This is a genomic window from Pseudomonas edaphica, from assembly GCF_965277385.1.
Lineage (GTDB): Bacteria > Pseudomonadota > Gammaproteobacteria > Pseudomonadales > Pseudomonadaceae > Aquipseudomonas > Aquipseudomonas edaphica.
The window spans coordinates 2,667,244-2,681,071 of the sequence record NZ_OZ255725.1 but is presented as its reverse complement, the minus strand read 5'-3'; the positions used below and the strand labels follow the sequence as shown (position 1 = coordinate 2,681,071).

Below are 13,828 nucleotides of genomic sequence, written 5' to 3'. Positions count from 1 at the left end.
GTCGGCTCCTTCTTGCGACGGGGTCGGCCGCGTGGGCGGCATCAGAGTTGACGAATGACCTGGGCAGCGGTCGCCACGTTGTGGGCCAGGTGCAGCGGATTAATGGTCCCGACAATAGCACTGGCGACGCCCGTTTGCGCAAACAACAGCATGAAACTGGCATGAATTGGATCCATTCCTGGCTCAAGGCACACGTGGCCGCTGGCCAGAGCCTTTTTCACCAGGATGCCTTTGCCGTGGGCGGCGGCGTAATCGATCACGGCTCTCTCGGCCTGTTCATTCAGATTGTAGGTGACCATCGCGCAATCACCTTGTTCCAGAGCCTTCACGCCACCTTCGACGGTTTTGCCGGAGAAGCCGAAACCACGGATCTTGCCCTCTTTTTTCAGCTGCGCCAGGGTCTCGTACACCTCGCAATCATTGAGGATATGCAGGTCATTGCCGTCGGAGTGCACCAGCACCAGATCGATGACATCCGTTTCAAGTCGTTTCAAGCTGCGCTCAATGGACATGCGCGTATGCGCGGCACTGAAATTGTGATGGGACACGCCGTCGGCAAACTCTTCGCCGACCTTGCTGACAATCACCCAGTCGTTGCGCTGGCCGCGTAGCAGTGGCCCCAGGCGCTCCTCACTGCGCCCGTAAGCCGGCGCGGTGTCGATCAGGTTGATGCCCAACTGCTGGGCCTGGCGCAATAACATCCGTGCTTCGTCGTCATTGGGAATCTGGAAGCCGTTGGGGTATTTCACCCCTTGATCACGGCCCAGCTTGACGGTGCCCAGGCCCAGCGGCGAGACCAGCAGGCCGGTGCTGCCCAGTGGTCGATGCAGGTCGTGCAGGGTTGGCAGGCTCATGGCAACAGTTGCTCCCAGGCAGGTTGGCCGAGGGCCGGTTTTGGCAGCTCGGGCAGCGCGTCGCTGGCGCTTGGACGAATGCCGTCGCGTTCCAGGGCGTTGATTACACGATCGGCGAAGTCCGGCGCCAGCGCAAGTTTGGTCGGCCAGCCCACCAGCAAGCGGCCTTGTTCGGCGAGGAAGGCATTGTCGGGGCGGCTCAGGCCCGATTGCAGCGGCTCGGCACGCTCGACACGCAGGGTGGCCCATTGGGTCTGGCTCATGTCGATCCACGGCAGTAACTGCGCCAGCTCTTTTTGCGCAGTGGCGATCTGTTCTTGTGGTGTGCGGGCCACGCCATCCGCCTCGGCGATATCGCCGCCCATGTACCACACCCAGTTGCCGTCGGCAGCCGGGTGAGTGGTGATGGTAAGGCGTGGCTTGGTGCCGCCGCCCAGGCAGTGCGCATACAGCGGCTTCAGGCCAGGGCCTTTGGCGATGATCATATGCAATGGGCGGGTTTGCATGGCGGGCTGGCTGAGGCCCAGGGCCGTCAGTAACTCAGCGGTGCCGCCACCGGCACTCAGCACGATGCGCTGGGCGCGGATCTCGCGGCCATCGACCTTCAGGCCCACCAAGGTATCGCCTTCAAGCAGCGGTTCGATGTGTTGCCCGGCGAGCAAGCCGTCGCCGGCCAATTGCGCCAGGCGTTCGATCAGGCTGGGCACATCGATGACCAGTTCGGCCAGGCGATAGACTTTGCCCTTGAAGCGACGGTCCTGCAGGGCTGGCGGCAATTCGTCGCCCTTGACCTGATCGACGCGGCCACGCACGGCTTTACTGGCGAAGAAGCTGGTGAGGTTGCCGGCGATCGTGCCGGGCGACCACAGGTAATGGGCTTCGGAGAGCAAGCGCACGCCGGTCAGGTCCAACTCGCCGTTACCCGCCAGGGCTTCGCGCCAGCGGCGCGGCATGTCGGCAATGGCTTCGGACGCGCCGGTGAGGGCGCCGTGCAGGGCGTATTTCGCGCCGCCGTGAATGATACCTTGGGACTTCACGCTTTGCCCGCCGCCCAAGGTAGCGCTTTCCACCACCACCGTGGAAAACCCCTGGCGGCGCAGGCGTGCGTTAAGCCAGAGGCCGGCAACCCCGGCGCCGACAATCAGAACGTCGGTGGAAATAGGCATGCGCGCTGGACCTCTGGCGTAGAAAAAGGGTGCCTAGTATAGCGCGCAGTCGCAAGTTATCAGCTGCAAGCGGCAAGTTAGAAGCAATTCGCACCGCTCTTTCTTGGCGCTTGCAGCTGATAACTTGCCGCTGCATTTCTAATGCCCGGCGGTTTTCGAGAACAGCTGAATCACCACCACACCCAGCACAATCAGGCCCATGCCCAGCATTGCCGGTACATCCAGCTTCTGCCCGTAGATAAACAGCGCGGCGATACTGACCATTACAATGCCCAGTCCGGCCCAGACCGCATAGGCGATACCCACCGGCACCGTGCGCACCACCAGCGTGAGCATCCAGAAGGCCACGCCATACCCCACAATCATCAGCAACAGCGGAATCGGCGTGCTCAAGCCCTTGACGGCTTTCATGGAAACGGTCGCGATCACTTCCGAGCAAATGGCAATGGCCAGGTAAACGTAGGCAACATTCATGGGGGAATCCTCGGTGTGATACATGCTTGATTAGGTCCGCATTTTAACCCTTCGCGAGATGAGATAAAGTCATTACCTATCCGATTTAAAGATGGGTTGAGTCATGAGCGTGCAATGGAACCTGGAACAGATGCGCCTGTTTGTCAGCGTCGCCGATCAACGCTCGTTTTCGGCGGTGGCGCGTGGGCAGCGCAAGGCGCAATCGGCGGTGAGTAACGCAATTGCCCTGCTGGAAGCGGACCTTGGGCTTAGCCTGTTCGAGCGCAGCAGCGGCCGTCAGCCCCGTCTGACTGAAGCCGGCAGTGTGTTGCTGGAAGAAGCGCGTGAGGTGCTGCGCCAATGTGAACGGCTCAATGGTCGGGCGTTGTCGCTGACCCGTGGTGAAGAAGCCTGCCTGCGCCTGGCCCAGGACGAAGCCATGTTATTTCAGCCGGTGCTCGACAGCCTTGAAGCGTTGGCCCGGCAATACCCGCTGCTGGAAGTACAACTTTCCAGCGCCGCGCAAGGCGATGTGGCGCGCAAGCTGGTGGAGCGCAAGGCCGACCTGGGTTTGCTGTTCTATCACGACCAGATCCCCGAAGCGCTTGAGCGGCGGGTGGTGGGCAGCGTGGAAATGGTCACGGTGTGCGGCGTGAATCATCCACTGGCCCAGGACAAATACGTGACTTGCCAGCGCCTGGCGCAGTTTCGGCAACTGCTGATGTCGACCCAGACCAGCGTGTACCCCGGCAGTGAAGCCGCGAGCCCCTTGGTGTGGCGTGCCGACAGCTTCTACGTATTGGCCGAATGGCTGATGAGTGGCCTGGGCTGGGCCTGGCTGCCTCGGCACATCGTGCAGTACCCGGCCTATCAACAGCAGATGGTCGAGCTGGACAGCGAATGGACGCCGCCGGCGCTGGTGGTGGAGCTGGTCTGGCGCCGCGACGAGCACCTGGGCCCGGCCGCACGCTTCCTGACCGAGCGATTTGCCGAGTGCTTGCAGGCGATCGACTGAAAAAGCCGATAAACTCCGCCGCCATGAATAGAACTCTCTACAGCTGTCTGTTTTACCTGGCGCTGCCGTTGGTGGCTTTACGTCTGTGGCTGCGCGCGCGCAAGGCGCCGGCGTATGCAAAACGTATCGGCGAGCGGTTTTCCTATGGCCTGCCGGTGATGCAGCCGGGCGGGATCTGGGTGCATGCGGTGTCGGTGGGCGAAAGCATCGCGGCCGCGCCGATGATTCGCGGGTTGATGGAGCGCCACCCGACGCTGCCGATCACCATCACTTGCATGACGCCCACCGGTTCGGAGCGTATCCAGGCGCTGTTCGCCAATGAGCCGCGTATTCAGCACTGCTACTTGCCCTATGACTTGCCTTGCGCCGCCAAGCGCTTTCTTGATCGTGTGCAGCCCAGGCTCGCCGTGATCATGGAAACCGAGCTGTGGCCCAACCACATCCACGCCTGCGCTCAGCGTGGTATTCCGGTAGCGCTGGCCAATGCGCGGCTGTCGGCACGCTCGGCCAAAGGTTATGCACGCTTTGCCAAGCTGACCGCGCCGATGCTGGCCGAGATGAGCCTGCTCGCGGTGCAGACAAAAACCGAAGCCCAGCGTTTTTTGAGCCTGGGCGCACGACCACAAACCGTTGAAGTCACCGGCTCGATCAAGTTCGACCTGACCATCGATCCGCAACTGCCGGTGCGTGCCGCCGCCTTGCGCGAGCAATGGGGCGCCACCGAGCGCCCGGTGTGGATCGCCGCCAGCACCCACGAAGGCGAGGATGAAGTGGTGCTGGCCGCCCATCGCCAACTGCTCGAAAGTTACCCCAACGCGCTGCTGATTCTGGTGCCGCGTCATCAGGAGCGCTTCGGGCCGATGTTCGAGTTGTGCGAGCAACAAGGCTTTGCCACGGTGCGCCGCTCCAGCACTGAACCGGTGACGGCGCAGACCTCCGTGCTGCTCGGTGACACCATGGGCGAGCTGCTATTCCTTTACGCCTTGGCCGACAGCGCCTTCGTAGGTGGCAGCCTGGTGCCTACCGGCGGCCACAACCCGCTGGAACCGGCGGCGCTGGCCAAGCCTGTGATCATGGGGCCACACCTGTTCAACTTCCTCGAAATCAGCGCGATGATGCGTGAGGCCGGGGCGTTGCGTGAGGTGGATGATGCGCAAGGGTTGGCAGAAGCCGTGCGGCAGTTGTTCGAACTGCCGCAGGATGCGCGCAAGATGGCAGAGGCGGGATTGAAGGTGATGCAGGCCAACCAGGGTGCGCTCAAACGCTTACTGGATGGTTTGGACAAACTGCTCAATCACTGAACCAATACGGACCAAAATGTGGGAGCTGGCTTGCCTGCGATAGCATCACCTGGGCATGACTGATGTACCGAGTTGCCTGCATCGCAGGCAAGCCAGCTCCCACACAAGCCAGCTCCCACATTGGTTTTGCTGTGTTGTTAATACCCGGGGCGGGCTTTGAGCTGCTCGGCGGCGGCCTTGGCCAAATCCGGCGGCAGGAAATCCTTGTCCGGGTTGTAATCAGCCTTGAGGTAACGCGTCAGGTCCTGTAAATCCCCAGGGCTGAGCGTGCCCGCAGCCTGTTTCAAACGCAGGTTGTCGAGGATGTAGTCGTAGCGGCTGTTGTTGTAGTTGCGCACCGACGAGTACAGCTGGCGCTGTGAGTCCAGCACATCGACGATATTGCGCGTACCCACTTGATAGCCGATTTCCGTGGCTTCCACCGCGCTCTGGTTGGAGATGATCGACTGGCGGCGCGCCTGCACCTGTTCCACATCGGTGTTCACCGCGCGGTGCAGATTACGGGTGTTTTCCACCACCTGGCGGCGCAGGCCTTCGCGTTGCTGTTCCGTCTGGTCGAGGCGTGAATAGGATTCGCGCACTTGCGAGCTGGTCAAACCGCCGCTGTAGATCGGGATATTCAGGCGTAGGCCGATGGTGCGCTGAGACACATCACCACCGTACGGCACGGGCAATTGGTTCGGGTTGCTGAAACCCAGCGCGTCGTTGTCGCCTTTTTCGTATTGCGCCACGGCGTCGAGGGTCGGCAAGTGGCCGGCCTTGCGCTGGCGCAGGGTTTCTTCGGCAGCGGTCACTGCGTAGTTGCTGGCCAGCAAGTTCAAGTTTTGGCGGCCGGCGGTTTCGACCCAGGATTTGGCGTCATTCGGCGCCGGTGGCAGCACCGGCAGCGTGTGCACGATGCCCTGGATCGCGTTGTATTGGCGGTTGGTCAGCGTGATCAGCGCCTCAAAGGCGTCGTCCACCTGGCGTTGGGCGACGATGCGGTTGGCGCGGGCTGTGTCGTAGCTGGCCTGGGATTGCAGCACGTCGGTCTTGTCCGACAGGCCTACATCAAAGCGTTCGTTGGACTGGTCGAGCTGGCGCTTGAAGGCGTTTTCTTCGGCCTTGGTCGACGCCAGGTTGTCCTGGGCGCGCAGCACGGCGAAGTAGCTTTCGGCGCTTTGCAGGATCAGGTTCTGTTCAGTCGCCGAGAGTTGCAGCGAAGCTTGTTCGTTGACGGCTTCGGCGGCTTGCAGCTGGAACCAGCGATCAGCGCGGAACAGCGGCTGGCTCAAGGTTGCACGCCAGGAGTGCGCGTCACGGTTGACGGTGGCTGCCGGTTGGTCGATCTGCGTGCGCACGTTATTGCTGTCGGCGCCGGCCGACAGGTTCGGCAGCAAACCGGCGCGAGCCTGGGGCACCACTTCTTTTTGCGCGCCATATTGAGCGCGGGCGGCGGCCAGGTCGGCGTTGTTGTTCACCGCTTCCTGGTAGACGCTGACCAAGTCGGTTTTGGCGGACAAGGGCGCTTCAGCTGCCCAGACCATTCCATTGGTCGCACAAGACACGGCAAGAGCCAGTGAGAGTTTGCGCAGCATGAGGCGATCCCTAGTGTGAATATTACGACTGTAATTAAGCGCCCAAGGCTAAGGCTGGCCATTCCTGGCGTCAAGCATTGTGACGACGCCCGAGTGTAGTGGCGCTGACCCCGCGCAACAATCCCGCAATCACGCCATTCATCACGCTGAATACACCGCTATTGGCAATTTGCCCACACCATGGTCTAGACTGGCCGCGTTCTTGTCGGGGTGCCTTGTTGGAAGGCTGAGATCGGTAAATACCGGATCCCGTTGAACCTGATCAGGTTAACGCCTGCGTAGGGAACAAGATTTCTCGTCACCCGGCGAGTCCTCTTGTGCTTCGTCCGGGATGTTGTTCGACAATCGAACAGCGCTCGTGCCTTGCACAGCACTGGTTTCAGTGCGTCCATCCGTCACAGGTTCGCTCCGACAAAAATCCACCGCCTGGATAAGTTGGAGAGCCCGTGATGAGCACTGAATTAAAAAGCCAAAAATTAAAAAATACCGTGCACCTGAGTGAATCGGCCAAAGTCGACTCCGGCTCCGTGCAGCCGTTTACCCGCTCGCAAAAAATCTACGTGCAAGGCACTCGCCCGGACATTCGTGTGCCGATGCGTGAAATCAGCCTGGACGTGACGCCCACCGATTTCGGCGGTGAAATCAACGCACCGGTGGTGGTGTACGACACCTCCGGCCCGTACACCGACCCCAACGTCATCATTGACGTGCGCAAAGGCCTGGGTGATGTGCGTTCGCCGTGGATCGAAGTGCGTGGCGACACCGAGCGCCTGTCCGGCCTGAGTTCGCACTTTGGCCAACAGCGCCTCAGCGATGCTGAGCTCACCGCACTGCGCTTTGCCCACGTGAAGAACCCGCGCCGCGCCAAGGCAGGTGCCAACGTCACGCAGATGCACTACGCGCGCAAAGGCATCATTACCGCCGAGATGGAATACGTCGCCATCCGCGAAAACATGAAGCTTGAAGAAGCCCGTGCCAGTGGCCTGCTCGACCAGCAGCACGCCGGTCACAGCTTCGGCGCCAGCGTGCCGAAAATCATCACGCCTGAGTTTGTGCGCGAAGAAATCGCCCGTGGCCGCGCGATTATCCCGGCCAACATCAACCACACCGAACTGGAGCCAATGATCATCGGCCGTAACTTCTTGGTGAAGATCAACGGCAATATCGGCAACAGTGCGTTGGGTTCGTCCATTGAAGAAGAAGTGGCGAAACTGACCTGGGGCATTCGCTGGGGTTCGGACACGGTGATGGACCTGTCCACTGGCAAGCACATCCACGAAACCCGCGAGTGGATCATCCGCAACTCGCCGGTGCCGATTGGCACCGTTCCGATCTATCAAGCCTTGGAAAAAGTCGGCGGCGCCGCCGAAGACCTGACGTGGGAGCTGTTCCGCGACACCCTGATCGAACAGGCCGAGCAGGGCGTCGACTACTTCACCATCCACGCAGGCGTGCTGCTGCGCTATGTGCCGCTGACTGCCAAACGCGTGACCGGCATCGTGTCCCGTGGCGGTTCGATCATGGCCAAGTGGTGCCTGGCGCACCACAAAGAGAACTTTACCTACACGCATTTCGACGAAATCTGCGAAATCATGAAGGCCTATGACGTCAGCTTCTCCCTTGGCGACGGCTTGCGCCCAGGCTCGATTGCCGACGCCAACGATGCTGCGCAATTCGGCGAACTGGAAACCCTCGGCGAGCTGACCAAAATCGCCTGGAAGCACGACGTGCAAACCATGATCGAAGGCCCGGGCCACGTGCCGATGCAGTTGATCAAGGAGAACATGGACAAGCAGCTGGAGTGCTGCGATGAGGCGCCGTTCTACACCCTCGGCCCGCTGACCACCGACATCGCACCGGGCTACGACCACATCACCTCGGGTATCGGTGCGGCGATGATCGGCTGGTTCGGTTGCGCCATGCTCTGCTATGTCACGCCCAAGGAACACTTGGGTTTGCCGAACAAGGATGACGTGAAGACCGGGATCATCACCTACAAGATCGCCGCGCACGCTGCGGACTTGGCCAAGGGGCATCCGGGCGCGCAGATTCGTGACAACGCCTTGAGCAAGGCGCGCTTCGAGTTCCGCTGGGAAGACCAGTTCAACCTCGGTCTGGACCCGGACACCGCACGTTCCTATCACGATGAAACCCTGCCGAAGGACTCGGCCAAGGTCGCGCATTTCTGCTCGATGTGCGGGCCGAAATTCTGCTCGATGAAAATTACCCAGGAAGTACGCGAGTACGCCGCCAACCAACGCATTGAAGCGGTGGATGTGGACGTGGCCAAGGGCTTGGCCGAGCAGGCGGAACGGTTCAAGCAGGAAGGCAGTCAGCTGTACAAGAAGGTCTGATCCGCAATTGGATGTGCCTGTACGGGCCTCATCGCGGGCAAGCCCGGCTCCCACATTTGAAATGCGTTCAAATGTGGGAGCCGGGCTTGCCCGCGATAGCGATCTCTCAAACAACACCTGTCCCTCAGAGATAACACCCTTGAGCATTCAACCGAGTACTTACTCTCCTGAAATCGCGGTGCCGGCTGACAAACGCGTGTTCGGCGCCCGCGACCTGTTCTCCCTGTGGTTCTCCCTTGGCATCGGCCTGATGGTCCTGCAAACCGGCGCCTTGCTCGCGCCGGGCCTGGGCTTGTCCGGCTCGTTGCTGGCGATTTTTCTCGGCACGCTGGTCGGCGTGTTGCTGCTGGCCGCCGTCGGTGTGATCGGCAGCGACACCGGCCTGTCCGCCATGGCCGCGCTCAAACTCAGCCTCGGCGCCAAGGGCGCGAGCCTGCCGGCACTGCTGAACCTTTTACAACTGGTCGGCTGGGGCTCGTTCGAGATCATCGTGATGCGCGACGCCGCCAGCTTGCTGGGCGCCCGCGCGTTCAGCGAGGGCAGCCTGCTCGCCAGCCCATTGCTGTGGACCCTGTTTTTCGGTGGCTTGGCGACGTTGCTGGCGGTCAGCGGGCCGCTGACATTCGTGCGCCAGATCCTGCGTAAATGGGGCATCTGGCTGCTGCTCGCCGCCTGCCTGTGGCTGACCTGGAACCTGTTCGCCAAGGCTGACCTCACGACGTTGTGGGCCAAGTCCGGTGACGGCTCGATGCCGTTTGCGGTGGGCTTTGATATTGCCATCGCCATGCCGCTGTCGTGGTTGCCGCTTATCGCCGACTACTCACGCTTCGGCCAGCGCGCCAAAAGCGTGTTCGGCGGTACGGCGTTGGGCTTCTTTATCGGTAACTTCTGGCTGATGAGCCTGGGCGTGGCCTACACCCTGGCGTTTGCGCCCAGTGGTGAAGTGAATGCGCTGTTGCTGGCGCTGGCCGGTGCTGGCTTGGGCATTCCGTTGCTGCTGATCCTGTTGGACGAGTCGGAAAACGCCTTTGCCGATATTCACTCGGCGGCGGTGTCCAGCGGGATTCTGTTGCGCTTGAAGGTCGAGCACCTGGCCTTGGCCATCGGTGTGATCTGCACCTTGATCGCCTGCCTGGCGCCGCTGGCGCAGTATCAGAACTTCCTGCTGCTGATCGGCTCGGTGTTTGCGCCGCTGTTTGGCGTGGTGCTGGTGGATCACTTTATCCTGCGTCACCGTGGCCAAGGCACGGTTGCCAACCTGCATTGGCCGGCGCTGGTGGCCTGGCTGGGTGGCATCGCCACCTATCACTTGCTGGCCAACCTGTATCCGGATATCGGCGCAACCCTGCCGGCACTGGTACTGGCAGGGTTGTTACAGCTGGTGTTAGGGCGTGCGGTCAGTGGCGCGCAGGCATCAGCTCAGGCTTGAGCACGCCGGTGAGGCGCGCATAGGGGATGGTCATTTCGATCAGCCCCAATGCGTAAGGGGCGATGGTGCTCACGTTGTACTTGAGCACCACACCGGCGCTGGTCAGGGCCACGTTCGGGGTTTTCTGGAACGGCCAGCTCTTCACGAACTCCGGGTCGCGGTCCATCTGCGAATTGATCAGCCAGCTGTTGTGGGCGACTTTCGCGGTGTTCCAGAACGCCTGTTCCTGGCCCGGCAGCAACATGTCGGCCAGGCTCAGCTCTTTGTGCAGCAGGCGTGAATAGTTGATGAAACCGCGGCCGGGCTCGCCATGGACGGTGCCGGTATCCAGATAACTGGACACTTCAACGATCACCAGTCCGTCATGCTGCTCACGTACCTTGGCTTGCAAGTACATGCTGTTGCGGTTGGGCGACTCACGCAGGAACTTGTCGCGGTAGGCATTCAGGGTCGGCGGCACGCTGGCGCCGGGCGTGGTGCGGGTCATTTGCAGCAGGCGTTGCTCAACAATGCTGTCCAACTGCGGCTCGCTGGGGAAGTGCACGGTGTCGATGTTCACCAGTGGGCATTCCGGGCTGTTGCAGCCGGGTTTGATTTGTTCGGAAGTGTCCGGCTTGGTGTCCAGGGGCTTGAGGTAGCTGGGCTGGAACAGGCTCTGGCAAGCGCCCAGAGTCAAGGCAATACAGGCCACGGAGGCGATTTTTAAAAGCGACATGTGCGTCCTTCGGAAATCGATGGAAAGCGAAAAAGAGTAGCGCTTCGACTGCGAACAAAGCCGTCAGTTCGCCACTAAGCTGATTAGAGTGAGTTTGACGTCCGCCGTCTATCCCGGCAACCGGAAAGGGGCTGCATCAAGGGCCATGGGCGCGTTAGGATGGCGCGAATTGCACCTGCGTAACGAGGAAGGATATGACGGACATTGCCAAATCGACGCCGAACACCATCGAGATCGTTCAGCGCGACAATGCCTATAAGGGCTTTTACCAGCTTGATCGCGTGCAACTGCGCCACGAGAAGTTCGATGGCGGCATGAGCCGGGTGATCAATCGTGAAGTCTTTGTGCGTCATGATGCGGTGTGCGTGCTGCCCTACGACCCGCAGCGCGATGAAGTGGTGTTGATCGAGCAGTTCCGTATCGGCGCCATGGGCCGTACCGGCAACCCGTGGCTGGTGGAAATGGTCGCGGGGCTGATTGATAAGGACGAACAACCGGAGGAGGTTGCACACCGCGAAGCCGAGGAGGAAGCTGGCCTTACGTTCTCTGCGCTGTGGCCGATCACCAAATATTTCCCGTCGCCCGGTGGCAGTACCGAATTCGTGCACTTGTACCTCGGTCGTTGCGACAGCTCAGGTGCAGGTGGCGTCCATGGACTGGAAGAAGAAGCAGAAGATATCCGCGTCACCCCCTGGGCCTTTGAAGATGCCCTGCAAGCGGTGCGTGACGGCAAAATTTCCAACGCAGCCAGCATTATCGCCCTGCAATGGCTTGCGCTTAATCGCGCGGAAGTGAGGGGGTTATGGCAGTAAAGGTACGGGAACGATACCGGGTTGACCTGATCGGGCTGCAAGCCGCCTGCGAGGCCAATTATGCGCGGCTGATGCGCCTGCTCCCCGACATGCGTCACGCCCCCGAGGCGCGGCGTATTGCCGTGACCCATGGCGACCAGATGCTGGGCGTGCTGACCCTTGAGGTCATCGTCAACTGCCCGTACACCACCACCCTGCGGGTGCGCCAGGAGCACAGCCTGCCCTGGCTGCCGGTGCCGCAGCTGGAGGTTCAGGTGTATCACGATGCCCGCATGGCCGAAGTCATCAGCGCAGAACACGCGCGACGCTTTCGCAGCATCTATCCTTATCCGAATGTGTTCATGCACCAGCCCGATGAGAAAGCACAACTCAATGTGTTCCTCGGCGAATGGTTGAGTCACTGCCTGGCCCTGGGCCATGAATTCGAAGTCGTGCGCTAGATGTGAACTGCGTCTTTCCTCTTTGTGTCCTGCCCCAGCATAATCGCGCTACCTATCCATTCCTGTGATTGCCCTGGGAGAGCGCCTTGCCGAGCGTATCCGCTGTGAACCCTGATGCGTCGGTGCTGCTGGTGCAGTTGTCCGACAGCCACCTGTTTGCCGAGGCCGACGGTTCGCTGCTGGGCATGAACACCCGCGACAGCCTGCAGCGGGTGATTGGTTTGGTGCGCGAGCAACAGCCGCAGATCGATTTGGTGCTGGCCACGGGAGACTTGTCCCAGGACGGCACGCTTGAGTCTTACCAGCTATTTCGCGACCTGACTCGGCAGATCGACGCGCCGGCGCGCTGGATTCCTGGCAACCACGACGAGCCGCAGATCATGGCCCACGCGGCCGTGCACAGCGATTTGCTCGAGCCGGTGGTCGATATCGGCAATTGGCGCGTCACCCTGCTGGATTCGGCGGTTCCGGGTTCGGTCCCCGGTTATTTGCAGGATTCGCAATTGCAATTGCTCGCCCAAGCCCTGAGCGAGGCGCCAAACCGTCATCATCTGGTGTGTTTTCACCATCATCCGGTGTCCATCGGTTGTGCGTGGATGGAGCCCATCGGCCTGCGCAACCCTGAAGCCCTGTTTGCCGTACTCGACCGTTTCCCACAGGTAAAAGCAGTGCTGTGGGGCCATGTTCACCAGGAAATCGACCGCGAGCGCAACGACGTGCGCCTGCTGGCGTCGCCGTCCACCTGTATCCAGTTCGCGCCGGGCAGCGAGGACTTCAAGGTCAGCGAGCAGGCGCCGGGGTATCGCTGGCTGCGATTGCATGCCGACGGACGGTTGGAGACGGGCGTGGAGCGGGTCAAGGACTTCGCCTTCACCGTCGACTACGGCAGCAACGGCTACTAATACGTTGCAAACACTTATCAACATGTGGGAGCTGGCTCGCCTGCGATAGCGGTGGGCCAGTTAATCAATAGCTAACTGATCCGCCGCCATCGCAGGCAAGCCAGCTCCCACATTCGATCCGCTTCTGCCTGTATTCCCTGTAAACTGCGCCTCTTTGGCTGATGCACGGAGAGCCCGGCATGTCCGCGTCGATTCTATATATCCACGGTTTCAACAGCGCGCCTGCGTCCAACAAGGCCACCCAGTTGAGCACCGTGATGGACAGCCTCGGTTTGAGCGACCAATTGCGTGTGCCGGCCCTGCATCACCACCCGCGTCAGGCGATTCCTCAATTGGAAGAGGCCATTGCGGAACTGGGGCGGCCGCTGCTGGTGGGAAGCTCACTCGGCGGCTACTATGCAACCCATCTTGCCGAACGCCATGGCCTCAAGGCGCTGCTGGTGAACCCGGCGGTCAGCCCGCATCGGATGTTTGACGGTTACCTGGGCACCCAGAAGAACCTCTACACCGATGAAACCTGGGAGCTGACCCACGACCACGTCACGGCCCTGGCCGAACTGGAAGTGCCGGCGCCCCAGGATGCCGCGCGTTATCAAGTGTGGTTGCAGACCGGGGATGAAACCCTGGATTATCGCCTCGCCCAGCAGTATTACCGGGCCTGTGCCTTGCGCATCCAGGCCGGTGGCGACCATGGTTACCAGGGGTTCGCCCAGCAATTGCCGGCCATGTTGAGTTTTGCCGGCATTGGCGCAGATCAGTATCAATCCTTCGACTTTGCAGCACTGTAAAGTCCAGGGGCACTTTTTAATC

The 13,828-nt window shown here is 61.0% G+C and carries 13 protein-coding genes and 1 riboswitch; of the genes, 8 read left to right on the top strand and 5 right to left on the bottom strand.

The features are described 5' to 3' along the window. Positions 1–41 precede the first annotated feature (41 nt). From ACQY47_RS12225 to ACQY47_RS12215, 3 genes are all read right to left on the bottom strand, one after another. The gene (locus ACQY47_RS12225) at positions 42–854 is read right to left on the bottom strand and encodes an aldo/keto reductase (protein ID WP_428557162.1); all 813 of its coding nucleotides are present in this window, start codon (positions 852–854) and stop codon (positions 42–44) included. Next, positions 851–2,020, bottom strand: coding sequence for an NAD(P)/FAD-dependent oxidoreductase (locus ACQY47_RS12220; protein WP_428557161.1), 1,170 nt, complete (start codon positions 2,018–2,020; stop codon positions 851–853). The genes ACQY47_RS12225 and ACQY47_RS12220 overlap by 4 nt, the downstream gene beginning before the upstream one ends. A 138-nt stretch (positions 2,021–2,158) precedes the next feature. Then, a complete protein-coding gene (locus tag ACQY47_RS12215; protein ID WP_017138493.1) occupies positions 2,159–2,494 on the bottom strand; it encodes a DMT family transporter in 336 nt (111 codons plus the stop codon). A gap of 103 nt (positions 2,495–2,597) precedes the next feature. On the opposite strand from ACQY47_RS12215, the gene ACQY47_RS12210 reads away from it, so the two are divergent. Together ACQY47_RS12210 and waaA are read left to right on the top strand one after the other, a co-directional pair. Continuing rightward, on the top strand, positions 2,598–3,488 hold the full coding sequence (locus ACQY47_RS12210) for a LysR family transcriptional regulator (protein WP_428557160.1): 891 nt from the start codon (positions 2,598–2,600) through the stop codon (positions 3,486–3,488). Between the two features lie 23 nt (positions 3,489–3,511). After that, entirely contained in the window at positions 3,512–4,789 is a 1,278-nt protein-coding gene (gene waaA / locus ACQY47_RS12205) for a lipid IV(A) 3-deoxy-D-manno-octulosonic acid transferase (RefSeq protein WP_428557159.1), read from the top strand. A gap of 137 nt (positions 4,790–4,926) precedes the next feature. Here waaA and ACQY47_RS12200 read toward each other — a convergent pair whose 3' ends face one another. After that, positions 4,927–6,366, bottom strand: coding sequence for a TolC family outer membrane protein (locus ACQY47_RS12200; RefSeq protein ID WP_026013800.1), 1,440 nt, complete (start codon positions 6,364–6,366; stop codon positions 4,927–4,929). A 196-nt stretch (positions 6,367–6,562) separates the two neighbouring features. Next, positions 6,563–6,668, top strand: a riboswitch (TPP riboswitch). A 147-nt stretch (positions 6,669–6,815) separates the two neighbouring features. Here ACQY47_RS12200 and thiC point away from each other — a divergent pair. Both thiC and cytX read left to right on the top strand, forming a co-directional pair. Beyond that, positions 6,816–8,720, top strand: coding sequence for a phosphomethylpyrimidine synthase ThiC (thiC, locus tag ACQY47_RS12195; protein ID WP_138453474.1), 1,905 nt, complete (start codon positions 6,816–6,818; stop codon positions 8,718–8,720). A gap of 139 nt (positions 8,721–8,859) precedes the next feature. Next, positions 8,860–10,149, top strand: a complete 1,290-nt coding sequence (gene cytX, locus ACQY47_RS12190) for a putative hydroxymethylpyrimidine transporter CytX (RefSeq protein ID WP_428557158.1) — start codon at positions 8,860–8,862, stop codon at positions 10,147–10,149. On the opposite strand, the gene ACQY47_RS12185 is transcribed toward cytX, so the two are convergent. Beyond that, positions 10,118–10,864: an RsiV family protein gene (locus ACQY47_RS12185; protein WP_428557157.1), complete on the bottom strand. Its 747-nt coding sequence runs from the start codon at positions 10,862–10,864 to the stop codon at positions 10,118–10,120. The genes cytX and ACQY47_RS12185 overlap by 32 nt on opposite strands. Before the next feature lie 194 nt (positions 10,865–11,058). Here ACQY47_RS12185 and ACQY47_RS12180 point away from each other — a divergent pair, with 194 nt between their 5' ends. The 4 genes from ACQY47_RS12180 (at position 11,059) to ACQY47_RS12165 (ending at position 13,806) form a co-directional block, all read left to right on the top strand. After that, positions 11,059–11,676: an NUDIX domain-containing protein gene (locus ACQY47_RS12180; protein ID WP_017138486.1), complete on the top strand. Its 618-nt coding sequence runs from the start codon at positions 11,059–11,061 to the stop codon at positions 11,674–11,676. Then, positions 11,667–12,116: a DUF1249 domain-containing protein gene (locus tag ACQY47_RS12175; protein ID WP_123716136.1), complete on the top strand. Its 450-nt coding sequence runs from the start codon at positions 11,667–11,669 to the stop codon at positions 12,114–12,116. The genes ACQY47_RS12180 and ACQY47_RS12175 overlap by 10 nt, the downstream gene beginning before the upstream one ends. Positions 12,117–12,202: 86 nt before the next feature. Continuing rightward, positions 12,203–13,018 (top strand): 3',5'-cyclic-AMP phosphodiesterase, encoded by an 816-nt coding sequence (cpdA, locus tag ACQY47_RS12170; RefSeq protein ID WP_017138484.1) that lies wholly within the window; start codon positions 12,203–12,205, stop codon positions 13,016–13,018. Between the two features lie 179 nt (positions 13,019–13,197). Next, entirely contained in the window at positions 13,198–13,806 is a 609-nt protein-coding gene (locus ACQY47_RS12165; RefSeq protein WP_099548086.1) for a YqiA/YcfP family alpha/beta fold hydrolase, read from the top strand. Positions 13,807–13,828: the final 22 nt, after the last annotated feature.